Origin of the sequence: Bradyrhizobium sp. CCGUVB1N3 (assembly GCF_024199925.1) — a bacterium.
In the GTDB taxonomy this organism is placed as follows: Bacteria; Pseudomonadota; Alphaproteobacteria; order Rhizobiales; family Xanthobacteraceae; genus Bradyrhizobium.
The window spans coordinates 7,948,523-7,967,661 of sequence record NZ_JANADR010000001.1 but is presented as its reverse complement, the minus strand read 5'-3'; the positions used below and the strand labels follow the sequence as shown (position 1 = coordinate 7,967,661).

General features: G+C 58.5%; 18 protein-coding genes, 2 pseudogenes and 1 other annotated feature. Of the genes and pseudogenes, 8 read left to right on the top strand and 12 right to left on the bottom strand.

The window, feature by feature from the left end; translation table 11 throughout:
- Positions 1-25 precede the first annotated feature (25 nt).
- From nifD to NLM33_RS37700, 3 genes are all read right to left on the bottom strand, one after another.
- Positions 26-1,528 (bottom strand): nitrogenase molybdenum-iron protein alpha chain, encoded by a 1,503-nt coding sequence (gene nifD / locus NLM33_RS37710; RefSeq protein ID WP_254103482.1) that lies wholly within the window; start codon positions 1,526-1,528, stop codon positions 26-28.
- A 77-nt stretch (positions 1,529-1,605) separates the two neighbouring features.
- Positions 1,606-2,496 carry a nitrogenase iron protein gene (gene nifH, locus NLM33_RS37705; RefSeq protein ID WP_254103481.1) on the bottom strand — a complete coding sequence of 297 codons (891 nt, stop codon included), beginning with the start codon at positions 2,494-2,496 and terminating at the stop codon, positions 1,606-1,608.
- Positions 2,497-2,527: 31 nt separating this feature from the next.
- Positions 2,528-2,713 (bottom strand): hypothetical protein, encoded by a 186-nt coding sequence (locus tag NLM33_RS37700; RefSeq protein ID WP_156944580.1) that lies wholly within the window; start codon positions 2,711-2,713, stop codon positions 2,528-2,530.
- Positions 2,714-2,871: 158 nt separating this feature from the next.
- Here NLM33_RS37700 and NLM33_RS37695 point away from each other — a divergent pair, with 158 nt between their 5' ends.
- Positions 2,872-3,309 carry a response regulator gene (locus NLM33_RS37695; RefSeq protein WP_254103480.1) on the top strand — a complete coding sequence of 146 codons (438 nt, stop codon included), beginning with the start codon at positions 2,872-2,874 and terminating at the stop codon, positions 3,307-3,309.
- A gap of 610 nt (positions 3,310-3,919) precedes the next feature.
- Here the strand turns inward: NLM33_RS37695 and NLM33_RS37690 are convergent.
- On the bottom strand, positions 3,920-4,114 hold the full coding sequence (locus tag NLM33_RS37690) for a 4Fe-4S binding protein (RefSeq protein ID WP_254103479.1): 195 nt from the start codon (positions 4,112-4,114) through the stop codon (positions 3,920-3,922).
- A gap of 513 nt (positions 4,115-4,627) precedes the next feature.
- A complete protein-coding gene (locus NLM33_RS37685; protein WP_254103478.1) occupies positions 4,628-5,464 on the bottom strand; it encodes an SDR family NAD(P)-dependent oxidoreductase in 837 nt (278 codons plus the stop codon).
- A 25-nt stretch (positions 5,465-5,489) separates the two neighbouring features.
- On the opposite strand from NLM33_RS37685, the gene NLM33_RS37680 reads away from it, so the two are divergent.
- A complete protein-coding gene (locus tag NLM33_RS37680) occupies positions 5,490-5,672 on the top strand; it encodes a hypothetical protein (RefSeq protein WP_254103477.1) in 183 nt (60 codons plus the stop codon).
- Positions 5,673-6,739: 1,067 nt separating this feature from the next.
- Here NLM33_RS37680 and NLM33_RS37675 read toward each other — a convergent pair.
- Positions 6,740-8,065, bottom strand: a complete 1,326-nt coding sequence (locus NLM33_RS37675) for a transposase (protein ID WP_254102513.1) — start codon at positions 8,063-8,065, stop codon at positions 6,740-6,742.
- A 169-nt stretch (positions 8,066-8,234) separates the two neighbouring features.
- On the opposite strand from NLM33_RS37675, the gene NLM33_RS37670 reads away from it, so the two are divergent.
- Positions 8,235-8,519 carry a hypothetical protein gene (locus tag NLM33_RS37670; RefSeq protein ID WP_254102515.1) on the top strand — a complete coding sequence of 95 codons (285 nt, stop codon included), beginning with the start codon at positions 8,235-8,237 and terminating at the stop codon, positions 8,517-8,519.
- A 408-nt stretch (positions 8,520-8,927) separates the two neighbouring features.
- Here NLM33_RS37670 and NLM33_RS37665 read toward each other — a convergent pair whose 3' ends face one another.
- The 5 genes from NLM33_RS37665 to NLM33_RS37645 form a co-directional block, all read right to left on the bottom strand.
- Complete coding sequence (locus tag NLM33_RS37665; protein ID WP_254103476.1) at positions 8,928-9,746, bottom strand: N-formylglutamate amidohydrolase; 819 nt, start codon at positions 9,744-9,746, stop codon at positions 8,928-8,930.
- 635 nt (positions 9,747-10,381) lie between these two features.
- A complete protein-coding gene (locus NLM33_RS37660) occupies positions 10,382-10,609 on the bottom strand; it encodes a hypothetical protein (protein WP_254106232.1) in 228 nt (75 codons plus the stop codon).
- 102 nt (positions 10,610-10,711) lie between these two features.
- Positions 10,712-11,083: a hypothetical protein gene (locus NLM33_RS37655; RefSeq protein ID WP_254103475.1), complete on the bottom strand. Its 372-nt coding sequence runs from the start codon at positions 11,081-11,083 to the stop codon at positions 10,712-10,714.
- Positions 11,084-11,277: 194 nt separating this feature from the next.
- The gene (locus NLM33_RS37650) at positions 11,278-11,499 is read right to left on the bottom strand and encodes a hypothetical protein (protein ID WP_254103474.1); all 222 of its coding nucleotides are present in this window, start codon (positions 11,497-11,499) and stop codon (positions 11,278-11,280) included.
- Positions 11,500-12,244: 745 nt separating this feature from the next.
- Positions 12,245-13,374 (bottom strand): IS3 family transposase gene (locus NLM33_RS37645; RefSeq protein WP_254095161.1). Its coding sequence is split into 2 segments (ribosomal slippage): positions 12,245-13,122 and positions 13,122-13,374, totalling 1,131 coding nucleotides; the frame shifts between segments, so codons are not numbered across the junction.
- 70 nt (positions 13,375-13,444) lie between these two features.
- Between NLM33_RS37645 and NLM33_RS37640 the strand changes: the two genes are divergently transcribed.
- Positions 13,445-14,211 (top strand): IS5 family transposase gene (locus NLM33_RS37640; protein ID WP_254106093.1). Its coding sequence is split into 2 segments (ribosomal slippage): positions 13,445-13,787 and positions 13,787-14,211, totalling 768 coding nucleotides; the frame shifts between segments, so codons are not numbered across the junction.
- A 332-nt stretch (positions 14,212-14,543) separates the two neighbouring features.
- On the opposite strand, the gene NLM33_RS37635 is transcribed toward NLM33_RS37640, so the two are convergent.
- Positions 14,544-15,775 (bottom strand): IS3 family transposase gene (locus NLM33_RS37635; RefSeq protein WP_254094988.1). Its coding sequence is split into 2 segments (ribosomal slippage): positions 14,544-15,484 and positions 15,484-15,775, totalling 1,233 coding nucleotides; the frame shifts between segments, so codons are not numbered across the junction.
- Positions 15,375-15,491: a sequence feature (AL1L pseudoknot), on the bottom strand. Its footprint overlaps the gene before it by 117 nt.
- Before the next feature lie 95 nt (positions 15,776-15,870).
- On the opposite strand from NLM33_RS37635, the gene NLM33_RS37630 reads away from it, so the two are divergent.
- From NLM33_RS37630 to NLM33_RS37615, 4 genes and pseudogenes are all read left to right on the top strand, one after another.
- Positions 15,871-16,713, top strand: a complete 843-nt coding sequence (locus tag NLM33_RS37630) for a leucine-rich repeat domain-containing protein (RefSeq protein WP_254103473.1) — start codon at positions 15,871-15,873, stop codon at positions 16,711-16,713.
- 21 nt (positions 16,714-16,734) lie between these two features.
- Positions 16,735-17,106 (top strand): annotated as a pseudogene (locus NLM33_RS37625) (Fic family protein); the annotation flags it as partial.
- A gap of 419 nt (positions 17,107-17,525) precedes the next feature.
- Positions 17,526-17,939, top strand: a pseudogene (locus NLM33_RS37620) (IS701 family transposase); the annotation flags it as partial.
- 868 nt (positions 17,940-18,807) lie between these two features.
- A complete protein-coding gene (locus NLM33_RS37615) occupies positions 18,808-19,131 on the top strand; it encodes a hypothetical protein (RefSeq protein ID WP_254103471.1) in 324 nt (107 codons plus the stop codon).
- Positions 19,132-19,139: the final 8 nt, after the last annotated feature.

Below are 19,139 nucleotides of genomic sequence, written 5' to 3'. Positions count from 1 at the left end.
AGTTCGATCGTCTGGCCCGGCTCGCCTATTCCGCCGCCATCAGGCTCGGACGCGGGGCATCCTTCCACGGCGCCCTGGTCTTCTTCCAGATCGGGGAATTGATTGCCATGTCCATGTCTCGGGCGAAGATCGCGAACCCATCGTAGCCATGATAAGGACCCGAATAGTCCCAGGAGTGCATTTGCCGAAACGGCACGCCCATCTTCTGGAACACGTACTTCTCTTTGATGCCAGAACCAACGAGGTCAGGCTGGATCTTCTCGACGAAGCGCTCGAATTCGTAGCCAGTGACGTCGTCGTAAATCAAAGTGCCGTCCTTGACGTAATGCTGGGCGGTGCGCTGATAGTCGTCGTTGTGGCCGAACTCGTAGCCGGTCCCGATGACCTCCATACCGAGGTCTTCATAAGCGCCAATCACGTGCCGAGGGCGCAGGCCACCCACAAAGAGCATCACGGACTTGCCTTCCAGGCGCGGTCGGTACTTCGCGATGACGGCGTCCATCAGCGGCTGGTATTTCACGATGACGCGCTCGGCCGCCTCCTTGATCTTGTCGTCGAAGAAGCTCGCGATCTTGCGCAGTGACTCTACGATTTTGGACGGGCCGAAGAAGTTGTACTCGCACCACGGAATACCAAACTTCTCCTCCATGTGGCGAGAGATGTAGTTCATGGAGCGATAGCAGTGCAGGATGTTCAGCTTCGCCTTTGGCGTCGCCTCAAGCTCGGCAAGGCTGCCGTCTCCCGACCATTGCGCAATCACCCGAAGGCCCATCTCCTCCAGAAGGATGCGAGAGGACCAGGCGTCGCCGCCGATGTTGTAGTCGCCGATGATGGCAACGTCATAGGGCGTTGGCTCGAATCGCCGTTCCGTCTCCGAGGTGATCTTGTCGAACACCCAGTCGCGAATGGCGTCGTTGGCGATGTGGTGACCAAGCGACTGCGATACCCCGCGGAAGCCTTCGCAGCGTACCGGAACGATTGTCTTGCCGTTATATTCCTTTGATTTGACCCTCGACACCGCCTCTATGTCATCGCCGATCAGGCCGATCGGGCATTCCGACTGGATGCTGATTCCGCGGTTGAGCGGAAACAGGTCCTGGATCTCATCGATGACCTTGGCGAGCTTCTTGTCGCCGCCGAAGACGATGTCCTTTTCCTGGAAATCGGAGGTGAACTGCATGGTTCCGAAGGTATCGATGCCGGTGGTACCGACATAATAATTGCGTCGCGATCCCCAGGAATACTGCCCGCAGCCGACCGGGCCGTGGCTGATGTGGATCATGTCCTTGATCGGTCCCCACACCACCCCTTTCGAGCCGGCATAGGCGCAACCTCGAATAGTCATTACGCCCGGGATTGATTTGAGATTCGATTTGACGCCGCAGTCGGACTTACCAGCCTCGTGGACGTTAAGGTGCTTTGCACGACGCTTGGCGGTCTTCTCCGGGTAGACCTTCAAAACTTCGTCAATCAGCTCCTTATTGCGGGCCTTGATCTCTGCAACGCTCTGGGTAGATGCGAGGCTCATACGGATATCCTTCTAATTGTCCTGTGCGCTTTAGGCCTCGACGCTTTTCTAGAAAGACGCCGAATATGCGGACTGGATTACGCTGACAGCGCGGCGAGCTCGGAAGCAGTCTTACCGACTTGGCTTTCATCGATCGGCTTCATGATGCCGTGCTCCATCAGCATGTCCTCAAGCTCGTCCATGCTGATCGGGGTCGGGATGATGCCCTTGCCGCCATTGTTGTGGATTTTGGTCGCAAGATTGCGATAGTGGTCCGCCTGCTTGGAGTCCGGCGCATACTCCAGCACCGTCATGCGGCGCAGCTCGGCGTGCTGGACGACGTTGTCACGGGGCACGAAGTGGATCAGCTGGGTGCCGAGCTTCTTGGCGAGCGCGTCCGCCAGTTCCAGTTCCTTGTCGGTTTGGCGCTCGTTGCAGATCAAGCCGCCCAGCCGCACGCCGCCCGAATTGGCATACTTCAGAATGCCCTTGGAAATGTTGTTGGCGGCATACATCGCCATCATCTCGCCGGACATGACGATATAGATCTCTTGCGCCTTGTTCTCACGTATCGGCATTGCAAAGCCGCCGCAGACGACATCGCCGAGCACGTCGTATGACACGTAATCGATGTCCTCGTAGGCCCCGTTCTCTTCCAGGAAGTTGATCGAGGTGATGACGCCCCGGCCGGCGCACCCGACGCCCGGCTCCGGACCACCGGATTCGACGCAGCGAATATCCTTGTAGCCGACCTTCAAGACGTCCTCGAGCTCGAGGTCCTCGACGCTGCCGGCGCTTGCCGCGAGACTCAAGATTGTGTCCTGTGCCTTGGCGTGCAGGATCAGGCGGGTCGAGTCCGCCTTCGGGTCGCAGCCGACGATCAGGATCTTGTGACCCATCTCGGCGAGTGCGGCGAGCGTGTTCTGCGAGGTCGTCGATTTGCCGATACCACCCTTGCCATAAAACGCGATTTGTCTCAGTGAAGCCATGTTGCTCTCCATCAACCGATTGACGATCTGCCTACTGCGCTCTGTCGTGATCCATCGTCCAGCTCGCCGCATCGCGGCGCAGTCGAATACGATGCTCGACAGCCTCGCCCTCGGGTAATGACTTTTGCAACGAGCGTGCCAGCGCCTGTTCGGGACGAAAAACGAAGTAAGTGGAGATAGATACCGGTCCAGATGGGCTTTGTTGCAAGTCCGACATCGGCAAGGCTCGACGTTTCGTCGCTCTCGCTCGTCCGAAACAAGGCAACGCTCGTCTTACCGACTAGCCAAAACGGCAGTTATCCTACCGCGCATCTCTGATCGTATTTTCGGTCCGGAGCTTGCTTGACGCGCATCAATGAACGAGCCGAGGGTACCATGCAGTTCGAAACCGACGTTTCAGCGAGTGAAGACCGTCCGACCATTTTCCTGATCGAACCTGAGCAGGTGGTGCGTTCCGCGCTCGACTACATCTTGCGCGAGCGCTATCAGACACATGCTTTTGCCGCGGTGGATGAGGCTATGTCGTCGTCCACGAAGACTCCCGCCGTGGTACTGATCGGCATTGCCATCCTGCGGGACCGAGGCGAGACGGTTCTGGACGAACTCAATAGAGTGTTCACGAGCACCAGGATCCTCCTCGTAGCGGAAAGGAACTCCGATCCTGTGGTGCAGGCCGGGCTTGAACAGGGCGCACACGGGGTCATCAGCAATCCAATCTCGTTCAGTTCTGTCTGCGGTGCCGTCAGTGCGGCCTTGGGCGTACCGGACCTTCCCGGCGAACCATCCCATGTCATTTGTGTCGCGTTCGATTAGGCGTTTGTTACGCGTCTTCGGATAACGAATTGCAGTCCACCTGCGCCAGCAAGCAGACGACCTCTGCGAGCGGCATGAGACCTTTATCTACTTTTTGAGCTCCGCCTTGGCGGTTTGACCAAGGACACCGGATTGAAGCCCGCTTCGACCGCGAGCTTTTGCGCCGCAGACCTCCAACATCACCACCTCGGGCCGCCTTCCGGATGCTCCGATCGAACTCGTCGACGGAGGAGACCAGCTCTTTCGACCTTCGCGCGCATTATGTCCTGGAATTCGGGCTCTTGGGGTCTTCGACGCCTGGGCTGTCCCGGTATGGTCCAATAAGCCTCCAGCCGTCATGGAGGCATTCGGGCAAGTTCGTTCCCTCTCCGGTGGATTTGTGCGATCTTCCGATCGACCTTTCAGGATATCAGAACCTCAAAGTGATGGCGATTGGTCGAGATCGATGCCGCGTACACTCTGCGAACCTGCCAATCATCTATTAATCGCTGGCGACGACGCTACTGACCGGCAGTCTACCGCAAGCTCGCCGCGCCGCTTGACAATTCGGTGTGCATGCGCCGACGATCTCTCGATCGACTCTATCGGGGCAGCATTCTCTTCGACGTCGTCAGGCGGGGACGCATGTGCCCTCGACTGGACAGACGACGGCGCATTGCGGCGTATCGCAGCGCCCCTCGCACTCTGTGCACTTTTTGGGATCAATCACATAGGTGTCGCGCTTTAGACTGATCGCGCCGTTCGGACACTCGAACTCACATGCACCGCAAACCGAGCATTGCGAGGCGACGATCTTGTAAGCCATGAATAGCGACTCCTGCGAGTAAACGATACCGCTCGACTTCGGCATTTCCCCTTCAAGCATCGTGCCACACACGAGAGATCGGATAGCCCGACACTATCCGTGAGACCTGTGCTGTCGCGAGCCAGACGGCACCTCGCATTCGTGATGCCCGCTAAAATTACTAAGGTACGAATGTCTTGAGCGTCTAGCCGATCTGCAGCGCCCCCAAGAGAGACGACGTGGGTTTATCTCGTGTTCAGTTGCACCAAGCCTACCAGCAGCTAGCGCTGTCGCTATCAACGGCGCCTCGTCCGAAGGCCTCACACTTCTCCGGCTTTCAAATTTCGAATCACTGTAGGTCATGTGCAAAGTTCTACTTACGCTGTCGGACTAGCGACAGCCATTTTGTCGTCTATGCTGGCATTTTTGTCCCGTTTGCGACCGTCGAACTGACATTGTATGACGGACAAGCCGATATCTCGTCTTAAGCCAGCGCGACTAAGAGTACTTTCGCGTCTGCTCTCTCCGCCAATATCACACGTGCTGTCCGCCATTGATCGGCACTTCCGCACCTGTGACGTAGCTCGCAGCGCTTGAACAGAGGAAGAAAATAACCTTCGCAACCTCATCGGGCGTGCCGACACGATGTAGCGGTATGATCGGCGCCAGCTTCGCTTCGGTTTCCGGCGAGAGGATGTCGGTCTTGATCTCGCCTGGCGCGATCGCGTTGACCCGAATCCCGAACGGAGCGTAGTCATGCGCCATCTCGCGCGTGAGACAGGCAAGCGCTGCCTTGGAGGTCGCATAGGCTGTCCCGGCGAAAGGATGCACACGAGTGCCAACGATTGAGGTGACGTTGACGATCGAGCCGGATGCCACTTTCAACTCTTCGAACAAACCTTGGGAAAGCAGAATCGGCGCGACCAAATTGACGTGAAAAACGCTCATCCAAGTTCCGATGGATGTTGTTAGCGAATTCAGTCGGCCTCCGTCCGCTGCCTTGGGGGAGATGCCCGCATTGTTGATCAGCGCGTGAAGCGGCTCTCCATTGAGCCGCTTCTTGATTTCGGTAATCGCGCCGGGCAACGCGCGATGATCGCTCAACTCAACCTGCACATGGTTATTGACTCCCGACTCCCAGGGACATCGGCTATCGAAGGGTCGCCGAGAACAGGAGATGATTCGCCAGCCAGCCTCCGAAAACAGCTTGCCCGTCGCGTGGCCAATGCCGCGCGAAGCGCCGGTTAATACAAGCGTCTTCCTTCCGCCAGCCTGCGCGTGCGACCTATCGTCGTGAAACGGACAGAGCGCGAGATCCGGCGCAGAGGTCTGGCCAGAAACGCTGTCTCCTTTTGATTCATGAAGGGGCAACCGAGCTCCTTTAGGGTTTCATTAGATGCGCAACCTCGGCATCTACGACAAGGAATTAGCAATTATTGGACCAAGGCCGGCAATGCAGGACGCGATGCCTTCGGCCAGACGTCACCTGACCGACATCTTCGTCGGTTCAGTGCAGAAGCCCGTTGCCTCTCGAATTAAGTGCGGTGTTGAGGTCGGCGCAGGTGGCGATGCGGGCTGACAAGGCCATGTTCGTGCAGGAGCCCCTTTGGTTTTTCAGCCGGTTTGTAGCTCGAGACGACGCGCCAAAGCCCACCGCCGTTCTCCGACAACGCACTTCGGCGCAATCGATTCAGACTTCGACGCATTGCGGCTCGCGATCAACCGAGGCGCCCGGCGCACTTTGCCGTGTGTAAAATGCGCCGGGTCCCGCCTCTAGCACCACCAGTACGTCCGTGATGATGCTGCTCTGACTGAAGCGACTAGCGTGGCAAAACTGAGGCGCATAGCCTGCTCCACAGCAGCAAAGCAAAATTTGCGCGAGCGCTTCGATAGAACTTGAATCGGACGTAGCGTCAGTTGGTAAGCTCCGCGAATTTGCGTTTGCACGACAAAACGACGAGCTACAAGAAAGGCGCCGTGCCATTGACGCTCTCGCTTTTGCGACCATTAATCCGGTGGCGCCGCTTAATAGGACATTCGACGCCGGATCGCGTAGTACCGTCTTGGAACGTTTCTGTTTAACAGCACGACGGCTTCGCCCGATGCACGTCGAATGTGCCAATCGCTTTGTAAGCTTCACGATCAGTGGACTAACTTGGAGCGGCTAGTTGTTTGGATTTTCGAAGTTGCCCCCTCGTGGCTGCTACCTCGCATAACATCATCTCGGTGTAGACGCTGCCTCGTGCGTTTGCCCACGCGGACGCGGGAGAGCCCTCAAATACGCGCGTGCGGGAGCTGCGGCTCGTTATTCTCATGAGCAGCTGCGGATTCGATGTATGCATCCCGCTCTCCACTGCATGAGCCATTGAACGATAAGAGAACCTTCCGCTACTCGGAAATCATCCCTGCCCTTATCGGCTCTCGCGGTCGCAGGCGTCTGGAGAGCCGACACTGGGGGGCGCATCAAGCACGTCCAGTCTGTACTGGTCACGTCGCCGAAACCGTGATTCTAGAGCGGCATAGGCGAACCCAAAGCTAGCAAGGAAGATGGAAAGTAAAATGAAGAGGAGAGCAACACCCTCCTTTCCCCACATGCATTGTGAGAACGTCATAAATCGCCACCTTCTTAGCTCGACTTTGGCCGATTTATGCGGCGTAGGCGAGCGCGTTCTCCATCCGGTGCCAGATATGGCGCGGAATTTCTATGCTGTCACGGCGCGGCCGGGACATGAAAGAAATCTGATGAGCCCATATTTGGCGTCGAACGGCGGCGATCGCATCGCTAAAGGTCAGGGTGGCTTTTGGATACCAAGCTGCGGTTCTGGGCTTCAGCTTTCGTGCCTTGGCGAGGTCGTGGGTCCATAGAGTGATGATGGAGTAGAGGCCGAGCAAAATCGGGGTGGAGCGCAGAATGGCTTTGTCCGACCACTGGCGCTGGGTCTCGACACCGAGGTGAGCGCGAACTTCCTCGAAGGTGACTTCGACCTGCCAGCGACTGACGAACCAAGCGAGGATGTCGCGGGGATGAGCGTTGAGATCGGTCGCCAGGAAAGCCTGTGGGTCGAGTTCGCCGGTTGGGTCGCGGACGAGCAGCCAGCGGATCGGCACCGGCGGAACACCGCCGCGATACCACAGCGCAGTGCCGGTTGCGATCTCGACGGTGCGATTGGTTCGGCCGTACCAGAGACTGACCCGATAACGCGTCCAGGACACGTTGCGATCCTTGAGGATGGCAGAGAGTTTTTTGTGGGGCTTGCCTCGAATTGGAGGGCGGCCACGAGCTTTGCGCTTTGGTCGGGGAAATTCGAACAGGTTGGCATCGAGGCGCAGGCGGGTGACGACGCAGACGTGCTTGCGGACTGCGGCAAGGAATTCGATGGCCGCAAAGGCGCTGTCGGCGACCAGTACGATATATCGATCGGGCAACCAGCGGCGGATTTGCCGGGCGGCCTGGCGGGCCCAATCGAGCAGCGTCTTGGGCGAGCGCGATTTGCCGTCATAGAAGCGTTTGGAGGGGGCGAGCAGCGTGAGGAAAGGCAGCGCCATGACGCGATCGGCCCACGGCACGCGCACCAGCAACATGGCAGAAAGCCAGCGCAGGCCGCTGGCTTTGACGAAGTGCCCCTTGGAGGAGCGCACCGGATCGCGATAGATGCCGCGGGCGCTGATCTTGGGCCCCCAGCGCCGCTCAATGGTGTCATCGAGCCCGATCACCACCGCCTCGCCGGCCGGCACGAAGACCTTGATCAGCAGGAGCAGCAGGTGGCCTGCCGCGGCCCGCGACGACCACGCCACTCGGTTGAGGACGCGATGGAAAGTACAGAAATCGCGATCGCGCTCCCGCCCTAAGATGCGCAGCGCCGCCGTGACAGTGCGCCGGCCGGGCGCCAGGATAACGCCGGCGAGCAGCGTCAGAACATTCAGCCAAGTGGGGCGTGTGAACAGATCGGTGAAGACGGCAAGCCGGGCCACAAAACGCGGCGGCAGCGGATCGCAAGAGCGGGGGAGAAGGCGGGCGTGTTGCATCCCATCGGTAGAATCGGCACGATGAATCGCAGCAACCTCGTCCAGCTGCGACAAATTGAGTCGGCAAACCGATTCATCCTGGCCCGCGCGGCACCCATCGAGCACATTGAGCGCTATGGCAAAATCCGACCCAACGCTTGCCCAGATTGCTGCTCAGTTCACGCATCACGACATAGAAAAGAGCAGTGGCGGTTATTTAGTTATCAACCGTCGGACTTCAACTCCGGTCGCACGGCTGCGCCCCATTCCAGATACCGATCGCTTCGAGCTCTTCTACTGGTCGAACGTGAAGGGGCGCTGGACGACCTTTGGCAATATGGGGCGCATGAAACTCATGCTCACGAGCGCTCATGAAATCGTCGAGAACGATCCGATGTTCAGGGTTCCGCGTACAAGATGAACAAGTGTAAAATTGGCCAAAGTCAAGCTTAGGTCGGTATCACCTATGGTGCGATCTACAACTTGACGCAACGTGCGATTCAAGCTCCGCCTAGCTCTGAGTCGGAATATCGCGGAGGCGATGCGTTGACCGACTGGGCCGCCTCAGATTTGCCACGCAACTTGATTCATGAGCGGACACATTGTCAGAATGCACGGGCGATGTGTGCCCGAGCTGGCGCACTTTTCTTCCTGACGACCTGCGCCTGACGCTTCAACCATCCTTTTCTCCTGAGCCGTCTGCTCGCGCCCCAAGATGTCAGGGCTGACCGCGTCGTGTTAGCTCCGTATCCACCGGCTAATGTCACGATCAATACGTTAACCCGGCCAGCTAGATGGACGTTCGGGGCCGCGCAGTACGATCATTCACCTATCTCCCGCACCAGAAGGCAATGATCTCCTTGAATGCATCGCGAAGCTTTGGCTTGAGACCCTGAAGCCGCGTCGGATCGATCTGCGGCTGGATTGGTTCGTCGATACGGCGGCAATCCATGTACGTCGTGTAACGCAGCTCAATCTGCAACGCTTCCGTCAACGGGCCGAAATGTCTCTTGATCAGATAACCTCCGGAAAACGGATCGTTGCAAACCGTCCGCAAGCCCTGCCGCTCGAAGGCGTCGGTGACGAGCGATGTCGTCCGTTGCCGACATGATACCCCCCGTAGATCACCGATGCAGACATCGTCTTCAATAGGTCCGAAAAAGGCGTGCAAATCTAAGAGAAGAATCCGTTTATGCGAAGCTAGCAGCCCTCCAATGATATTCGACAGTGCTTGGTGATAGGGCGAATAGTAGCTGGCGAGCCTCTGCGGAAGGTCGTTCGAATCTGGCAGCTGCTGATAGATCGGCGTTCCATCGAACATCGAATCGAAAATGACGGCCTCCTTGAAGGAGCCAAATAGCAATCCTTCTGGATCACGATTGAGACCAACGACGTATCGACTGTGCGTCGCAGCGATCGTCGTCACGCCCAATTCGGGCAAAAAATCGTAGACTTGCGGGAGGTACCAGTCAGTGTTTCTGAGCCATGCTCGATGGAGTGGCGTGAATTTATCCGCGATTGACGGCGGAACGAAGGTGCCGCTGTGTGGTAGACTCGCAACGACGGGAATTGATTGTCCGGGTGTAGGTTGGCCGATCCGATACAGCTCCTGATCGAACTCGCTCGCAACGGCCAGTGTGTTGGTCATGAATTTCGCACCTCTCGCCCACTGCATCGCTCAACAGATCCGGCATGGGGAGCACCTATCCGATATCTCCCATCAGGAAAAGGGCTCACTTCTGCTGAGTCCACCAAGGGTCATTTTGGTCGATCTCCGCTTCTGCCCGCAAGGGCCGACTGGGGTCGACCCAAGAGCGTTGCTATTGCCGGGTGAGCAGGGCGGTGTCGAAATCCGGGTATGCTTGTGATTGCAATCCTCCCGCGCGCGTGTGGGGCAAACCGGGACTCAGGATCACCTGCGACCTATGCGAGGGCCCGTTTGTCTGCGAGATGCTCTCACGCTCAGACCCGGTTGCTAAGGGTGAGGACATGTCATGACGTACTGTGCCGTCATAGCCGTCGATACCACCCTTGGCCTGCGTCCACCGATCGGCGCCAACCCGGAATGCTCTTGGCGCGGCTGCTATACCGCAGGCTGCCCGCCCTGTCGTTCCGACGCGTGACAAAATCGCGCACGCGTTCAACGAGCAGATCACACAGAACGGTAACCGGCACTCGCACGCGAGATGTCAATGACCTCGCACGCCCACACCTGGAAAGGACGCTTTCATGGAAAAGTTCGATCTATCGGGTCGATCGTACGATCAACCTATCTCAGGTCGATCACTTGCTGCGCTGGGAGGAGATCTGCTGATCACCCTCGGCGGCGGCCACCCGGCATCCGCGCGCTTGCGGACGATGTGCTGCAGTATCGCCGCAGTTTGGCTTGCCGGCTTTGCCTTTGCGAATGATTTCTGTCGATGGCTCGAACAGGCTGAGGATCTTGCCTTCAGAGCGCGTATCACCACGGAAGATGCGCGCGTCGCCGAAGCTCAGCTGCGCACGCCGCATCTTAATCACAGCTCTTCCCCCCGCGCTCTCCGCGCTTTGTCGCGACTCTCTCCGGACGCGGCAAATAGTGATTGAGCTCGCTGATCGTCTCGATCGCCTCCTTCAGCTTCTGAAAATTGTCGAGCCAGCGGCGAACCTCGCCAACCCGTTCGCGGCGAACACTGATTTGCCGAGTCGTCCCCCCGCGTCGCTTACCGTCAGCACGAAGACCTGGTGCCCTCCGCCGCGAGCGCATTTCGGGCATTCTTTGGTGTGTCGGACCGTACGCTCCAGCAGCGAGCCACGCAGAATCTCGCCGGCGACCGCCATTTTGCTGGCCAGCTCCTGGCGGGCCCGGAGAGCTTGCTCGCGATTCATCCGCAAGAATGAATCAGCGGCAGCAACCAATGGCGCTTCCAATCTGCGCGAGCCGTTTGCGGAATCTGTCGCCGAGGCGCGCGTCCCTAAACTCGCATCCACTACTCTCTCGATCAATCCAACATTCGCCTTCCAAGGACCGCAAACAGCCTTTTGCCGATCGATCCCTTAATGTCAGCCCCATAGAGCGCCCCCTCGCGAATCAGGTGCTCAGCAAGGAATCACAAGTGATTCTTTCGATTCATGATTTCGCCGATCCGCGGATCAGTTTATGGGTAATTGAAAGCCTCAACGGAGGAATACCCAGTTTCTCAACCAGACTTGGTTGCAGCCGACAGCTTCGCAGCCTTGCGCCGCGCTTCCTGCCGCATGTCTAGAACAAGGAATACGACCTTGACTGGCGCATGAGGACGCTCGTATTCGGCGACAAAGTCTGACGGCCGCGAGTCCGACCGCTTGATGTCCTCGCGATTCTTATACTTGAATGCAGGAGGAGCCGCCTTTTCCGCCATCTCCTTCAAATATTCGATCACTTCCTCCACATCTTTGATGTAGGCGTAGGTCGGGTGAAAAAGACCATGCAATGGTCATAGGCGAGCAGCTTTTGAAAGTGGCTGGTCAGCTCCTTTTGTATCGACTCCTGCCTGATCGGCCGACCGCAGACCACCGCCCCCATGACGGTCAGCGTTATGCCATCCTTGTGTACCGCAAGATCGCGTCGCCGGGATTTCCGTCGGCCGTCCAGCCTCCCTTTGACTGATCTGCCGGCTGAGCAATAGTCAAATGGTGTCGTCCCCAGCAGTCGTACCCCTCGCTGATCACCACTCAGAGTTGGTGAAGCGCGCGCTTGAATCATTGCGATAACCAAGCCGTCGCGTGATAGCCGGACACATGCTTGGCGCCTGTGCGTCAGGTTAAGGTCAGCTAATCTGTATATCAGGATTGAGCGGCACTCGCTCGACAACGTGCAATCTGCCGATAGGGAAGGAATCTGATGTACGATCGAATCGTTGCCTCAACCGAGCAGTCCATAAGCGCTAGGGTCTGTACTCAATAAGGATTCCGGCTGAGCCCGGTTTGTGATTCAAGGTCTCCGAAGATGATTTGGAGGCCGGGATGGCGAAGGCGCTCAGAGCTGGCCCCGGTTGTTTGGACAGCGCCCCGCGAAAATTAAGTGGATTCCTGCCGGGTTATGCTGAAGGCGGGGCTTTACGATTTTGCTGTGGCGTCGGGAGGGCGTAAGCCCGACCAGAGCCGCAGCAAAATCGTTGGCGACGATCATGCGGCCGTCACCATCGTTTGCGCGCCGAAGTAAGCCTCGTCGGGCGTGCGTTCGTCAAGGCTCGAGTGAGGACGTCCTCGGTTGTAGAACGCCAGATATTTGGAAATCGATGCTCGCGCCTCGAGCACGCTGTCGTAAGCACGCAGATAGACTTCCTCGTATTTGACAGTGCGCCACAGCCGCTCGACGAACACGTTGTCGCGCCAGGCACCCTTGCCGTCCATGCTGATGGCGATGTTCGCGTCCAGCAGCACGCCGGTGAAGTCGAGGCTGGTGAACTGGCTACCCTGATCCGTGTTGAAGATCTCGGGCCTGCCGTGCTTCGCCAACGCCTCCTGGAGCGCTTCGACGCAGAATATCGTCTCCATCGTGATCGATACGCGATGGACCAACACCCGTCGGCTGAACACATCGACGACCGCCGCGAGGTAGACGAATCCACGTCGCATCGGAATGTAGCTGATGTCCATTGCCCAGACCTGGTTCGGCCGCTCGATCTTCAATCCGCGCAATAGGTACGGGTAGATCTTGTGGCCCGGTGCGGGCTTGCTCGTGTTCGGACGGCGATAGATCGCCTCGATCCCCATGCGCTTCATCAGCGTCGCGACGTGGCGGCGGCCAATCTGCATGCCCTCACGCTGCAACAGCGATCGCAGCATGCGCGCCCCTGCGAAGGGATAATCGAGGTGCAGCTCATCGAGCCGGCGCATCAAGACAAGGTCCTCGGCCGAAACCGGCCGAGGTTCATAGTAAACCGTACTGCGGGCAAGGTTCAGGACCTTCGCCTGGCGCACGACAGACAGATCATGGTCGCGGTCGATCATCGCTTTGCGCTCAGCAGGCCCGCCTTGGTGAGCGCGCCGGACAAAAAATCGTTCTCCAACGCAAGCTCGCCGATCTTGGCATGTAACGCCTTCAAATCGACCGGCGCCTCGGCCGGTCCGTTGTCCTGCCCAAACACTCCGGCGGCGCCTTCCAGGAGTTGGGTCTTCCAGGTCGTGATCTGGTTCGGATGGACATCAAACAATTGCGCCAGCTCGGCCAACGTCTTCTCCCCCTTCACGGCCGCCAAAGCCACCTTTGCCTTGAATGCCGGAGAATGCGTCCGGCGACTCCTCTTCGTCATCTTCGCTCCTGATTCGCGGCAAGAAGCCTCGCCGCTCTCAGGCAGAAAATCCACTCAAGCTACTGTCCGAATTTGCGGAGCCAGCTCTCTCTACCTTTTGAACGATGCGGAATGGCGGCGGATCGAGCCGTTGTTGCCCCGTGGTCGGCGTGGAGCGCGTCGCGTCGACGATCGCCGGGTGATCAGCGGGATCGTCTACATGCTGCGTTCGGGCGGTCGCTGGCGCGATTGCCCGGCGGGGTATGGTCCCTACACGACGATCTACAATCGCTATAATCGCTGGAGCCGTCAGGGGATTTGGCACGACATCTTCAAGGCTCTGACCGGTCATAGCGGCATCTTCGGCACCGTCGCCATCGACAGCACCCACGTCAAAGCCCACCGCTCCGCCGCTGGCGCAAAAGGGGGGACTTCGCGCAAGGTATCGGCCGCTCGCGCGGCGGGCGCACGACGAAGCTCCACGGCCTGACCGACGCCAAAGGACGGCCTCGGGTGCTTTTGCTCACCGCCGGCAATGTCAACGACATCACCGTTGCCGCCGATCTGGTCCGCGCTATCGGTCCCTTCCGCCGCCTGATCGCCGACCGCGGATACGACGCCGATCACCTGCGCCACCTGATCAAGGGCCGCAAAGCTGAACCGGTCATCCCCTCGACCACATCAAGGCGCAGCCCTATTCCTTACGACAAACGCGCTTACAAGCAGCGAAACCGCGTCGAACGTATGTGGTGCAGACTCAAAGACTGGCGTCGCATCGCCACCCGATACGACAAACTCGCCAGGAATTACCTCAGTGCAGCCTTCATCGCCGCCGCAGTCACCTATTGGCTCAATTGAGTCCGGACCCTAGCGAGGCGGATGAATCGAGAGACTCAGAAGATGCCCTTCGCTTTGCAGAAACGATTGCAGGCATGGAGCTAGGTGATGATCAAGCGATGCAACATCCAGGGGGCGCTCAGGACGACGTACACTCAAGTATGTCGCGAGCCAGTTCTGGCCGGCAGACGGATCAGGCGGAATCGTCCGGCGCATTGCGCTCGGAACTTCAAGCGTGGTGCAATCGAGCACCCACGAAAAACAAATCATCATTCTTTCTCAGCAAACTGTGTTGTGCTCCATCGACGTCAGATTGAACCGCCCCGGGTTTGCCGGAGGCAATTTGGTTTAAGTTATGCCGCCATGGCGGGTTGTTCCAGCATGGCGTAGTAGCGTTGCTCGGCTTCGGCCGGCGGGATGTTGCCGATGGGCTCGAGGAGCCTTCGGTTGTTGAACCAGTCCACCCATTCCAGCGTCGCGAACTCGACGGACTCGAAGCTGCGCCATGGCCCGCGCCGATGGATCACCTCGGCCTTGTAGAGGCCGTTGATGGTTTCGGCGAGAGCGTTGTCATAGGAGTCCCCGACGCTGCCGACAGAAGGTTCGATACCAGCTTCAGCCAGACGCTCGGTGTATTTGATCGAGACGTATTGGCTGCCCCTGTCGCTGTGGTGCACGAGCCCGCCGCGATGGACCGGCCGGCGATCGTGCAGGGCCTGTTCCAGCGCATCGAGCACGAAGCCCGCATGCGCCGTGCGCGAGACCCGCCACCCCACGATCCTGCGGGCGTAGGCATCGATGACGAAGGCGACGTAGACGAAGCCGGTCCAGGTCGCGACATAGGTGAAGTCGGAGAGCCAAAGAACGTTCGGCCTTGGCGCCCTGAACTGGCGGTTGACGTGATCCAGCGGGCATGGCGCGGCCTTGTCGCTGATCGTGGTCTTGACGGGTTTGCCGCGGATGACTCCTTGCAAACCCATGTCCCGCATCAGTCGCGCCACCGTGCAGCGGGCAACATCGAAGCCTTCCCGCTCGAGCTGCCGCCAGACCTTGCGCACGCCATAGACCCGGAAGTTCTCATCGAACACCCGCCGAACCTCGATCTTCAGGGTAGCGTCCTGCCTGGCGCGCGCCGACAGCCTGGCAGGATCGCGCCGCCTGGCCACATGGGCGTGGTAGGTCGAAGGGGCGATCGGCAAGACCTTGCAGATCGGCTCGACCCCATGCGCCCCACGATGATCGTCGATGAAGGCGATCATGGCTTGGACCGGCGGTCGAGCTCCGCCATCGCAAAATACGCGCTCGCCTTGCGCAGGATCTCATTCGCCTGCCGAAGCTCACGGTTCTCCCGCTCCAGCGCCTTCAGCTTCTCGGCCATGTCGGTCGGAACGCCGGCCCGGTGTCCGCTATCGACTTCGTCCCTCTTGACCCAGTCGTGCAGCGTCTGCGGTGTGCAGCCGATCTTGGCCGCAATCGAGGTCACGGCCGCCCACCGCGACGGGTGCTCGCTCGCATGATCCAGAACCATCCGAACCGCACGAGCCCGGACCTCGGGTGAAAACTTGTTCGTCGTCTTGCTTGTCATGGCTCCATCCTCTCAGGAGTTGGAGCCTCCGGCAAACCCGTGGCGGTTCAGATGAAGCAAGTGCGTCGCAATCACGCGAGCAAAGGCAAGCGGCCATGGATCACATCCTGCGCTGTTTTGACAAAGGTGGGACGGACGTAGATTTAAGTGGCCTGAATTTGTCGCAGCTGCCCCCTGGGCTCAATCGGATTCGTCGTCTGCGCCGCTTGGATATTTCGGAGAACGCCGCGCTCACCCAGTTGCCCAATGAAATTTCCCAGTGCACGCGTTTGACGGAGCTCATTGCGGACAATTGCTCAATTGTCGAGCTGCCTCGTAGTATTGGGACGTTAAAGAACCTAACCACGCTTTCACTATCATTCAACTCATTGCGTGGATTGCCAGATGAAATAGGCGACTGCGAAGCGCTTGAGAAACTTAGCTTGGCAGGCTGCAAGCTGCGACTGCTACCCAGCACACTGGGAAATCTTCAAAATCTTTCGACGCTGGATTTGGCATCAAATAGTGAATTGAGCAATCTTCCCGATATGAACCTTGGAAATTTGGCTGTCTACGTTACAGGGACACAGCTGGCACTCATGTCCCGGGTATTCCGGTCTCCGGCGTTAGCGCATCCGGAGCGCTTGTCTTTGTCTAGAACATGTGAGGAAATAAAACGCAGGTGGAGTCAAGTCGGAAGCGAGTTATCCGCCGATGCGGGCTTCCGCATAGACAAGCTTCGGTGTTCCGCTTCCGCAACATTGGCGGAGAATCATGAAATCGCCTCTTCATGGCAGCATGCTGCAGCCAAAGTGCAGGAGTGGGCGAAGAAGAATTCCCCATTCACGAAAGAAGGCATTTTTGAACTAAATCGTATATTGCTGGGAAATGCGGACGAGGCTACGCGCCTCGGCGTTCTGCGAGAGGTGGTTGTGCAGGCTGCAGACGGGAATACTTGAACTGCCAAAAGATATCCGCCACCTCAAACACTTTCCAAAGAAATGGCCGCTTTCGCCGATTGGGCCGCAGGCAACGAGCGCGACTTGACATCCAGTGATCCCATGGCCGTGGTGGAGTTCGCGGCTCAGGTCCATCAGCGGCTGGCCAGTCTGCATCCCTTTGAGGATGGCAACGGACGAACCGCTCGCTTGGCAATGGACTGGGTGCTTTTGCGGCACGGACTACCGCCGTCACCGCCGATTGGACCAGCTAGCCGCACCCCGGCCGTGTTCTTAGGGGCTCGGCAAACTCAGATTGAGGATGTCGTACGAGAAACAGTTCAAGGCATGGAGGCTGCGCTTCGAGAAGCGGCGCCCGAGTTCGACGCCAAACTCGTGTTTTCGGCCGGATAAGCGATTTCATCTGGACAAAATCAATGACCTGCGCGGGCCGAGGAAACTTGTTGTAGTGGCGATATATAGAGGGAGCTGCTGACACACCCACCCCGGTCCGCAGCCTGACACGTATGCTGTCGAACCAGCTGCCCCCAATGGCTTGTCGCAATACGGCTAATTGCGAGCTCGCCGCCGTCGATTGCGACTTCGCTCGCAAGCAATGTGAGCAGGAGGCTTCAGCCAGTAACCAATCTGAGCTGAAAACGGCTTCGATTGTCCTGTTCGAGCAGTTTGATCCCGTCGCTGCTGATTCCGCTCGATGTCGCCCGCCATTCCGGGATGATGTCGCCCGGGCTGACGAGTCCTCTTCTGGCTCCGATACGGTCCCATCTTTCGGCTTTGCGAAGGGGGACCTGGATGCCGACGGAGAGGTGCCGCCGAGGTCGGGCCGCGACCTTCTCCCGAAACTGATGCGCCGCAACCGTCGGCATCGGCCGGCCGCCATTAAAGCGCTCGCGATCGGCCTGCCAGCCAAAGCTTGGCGCACCATCACGTGGCGGCAAGGAACGAACGAAAAGCTGAGCTCGCGCTTTGCCCGCGTCCGGGTCCGCGCCGCGCACCGTGATTATTGGCAAACCACCCAGCGGCCGGAGGAATGGTTGCTGATTGAATGGCCGAAAGGCGAGGACCAGCCTACCAAATACTGGCTCTCGACATTGCCGGAGGATGTGGCATTCCGGACTCTCGTAGAGACGGCTAAATTGCGCTGGCGCATCGAACGCGACTATCAGGATCTCAAGCAGGAAGTCGGGCTTGGCTACTTCGAGGGACGCTGCTGGCGCGGCTTTCATCGATCATATGGAGGGTTTTAGTTCCAGAACTAGGCGCAGACATAGAAGCTCACATCGGCTCACAAACACAGCAGCCGATAGCCGATCGCTCACTCACTCCGCTAGATGGGGTCTCTTTGCTTTCGATTACCCACAATTTTGGGGCCGATCGTGGCGCGCCCAGCTCGATGTCGGTTAGCCGCGATAACCCGCGCCAGATCACGGTGTTTCCTGGAGGCCGATCGCTGGCACGCGCTAAGTACCCTCCAAGCCGCGCGATCTTGACGACATAGTGCGAGAGCGGGCTTCGTCGAGAGCGATCGCCACCCCTGTCTTTCACCAAGTGATCAAGAAGCCTGATTTCGGGATCTGTCAGCGCCGTCTGCGGTAGGGCATTTGGCGAGAAACGATTGAGCATCACGCTCTGCTGAACAACCGATAATAGAAGCACTCGGCATTTTGCTGGGCGTTTTTATTTGGGGGTACTATGCTCAATAGTAACTGGGAAATGATCAATGGGGCCCCGGCCCATCACAGATGGAGCGGATGATGACGAAAAAGACGAGACGGAGCATGCTCACCCTGATCGCCGCCGCCCAGCTTTGGTAGGTCGACAATTCTACGGTCTGTGTGAATGTGGGCCTGTTGATGAATGGAGCCAGCGCAGCTGGCGCTGGGCGTCATCTCTGGTCTTGTCATGGGTCCGGGCCGCGCCAAGGCTGGATCGGACGATTTGTCAATCGGCGGGTCAGCGGCAACCAGAGTGGGCATGCCAACCAAACACAACGGTACCAACCCGAATGCCTTCGGGCTTTCGATATTGACCCCTCAGATCCGCTTAATGACGCAGCGCTAGGGCGCCTACAGCCAAACGATTAGGGATTCAAGGATGCCAAATGCCAACATGCGACTGAGCGTTCCAGAAACTTTTTCTTCTCCTCTGACCAAGTCGAGTTATCCGCGCCTCGGCTCTTATTCGGACGAAGAGGCAAAACTTGTCACTGGTCTCACGGCGACGGTCAACGATGATCCGGCAGTGACCCGCGAGCATGGTGCTGACTGGCGGGAGGTCGCAAAGATCGTCCTACGCGTCGATGCGGGACGCGAGCCTGATCGCGCAAAGCAGGCCTATGGCAGCCACCTGGGGCGCCCAGTGAATGAGCGAGCATGGCTACCGTCAATCCTGCGCAGCGACGGACGAAGCCTGAACTGATGCGGCGC